This is a genomic window from Mesorhizobium sp. M00.F.Ca.ET.216.01.1.1 (assembly GCF_004010325.2).
Lineage (GTDB): Bacteria > Pseudomonadota > Alphaproteobacteria > Rhizobiales > Rhizobiaceae > Mesorhizobium.
In genome coordinates, this window is record NZ_SADR02000638.1 from 1 (window position 1) to 279 (window position 279).

Genomic DNA, 279 nt, shown 5'->3' on the forward strand with positions numbered 1-279 from the left:
TGGGTATGGTGCCGTTGAAACCGCCGCCGCCGAACATCACCACCTTGCCGTTCCACTCCTCGGGCAGTGCCACTTTGAACTGGATGTCGGGAGCGGCGCGGTCGACCGGAGAAATTTTGCCCGTCACCTCACAGTAGTCAGGCAGTGCGCCTGCTCCGCTGCCGCTTGCAGCAACCGACTTCACGGCAGTCACGCTAGCTCCGGAAGTAGGCTCACCAATTTCCGAAGCGGGCACCACGAAGCCCTGTAGGCGCTCGCAAGTGGCGTGGTGTCCCGCAG

Annotated in this window: 1 protein-coding gene; it reads right to left on the bottom strand. The window is 63.1% G+C overall.

The annotated features are described in order from the left end of the window. Positions 1-193 (bottom strand): tannase/feruloyl esterase family alpha/beta hydrolase (locus EN859_RS37740; protein WP_210237796.1); only part of this gene is annotated, 193 nt, incomplete at its 3' end. Between the last annotated feature and the right edge of the window lie 86 nt (positions 194-279).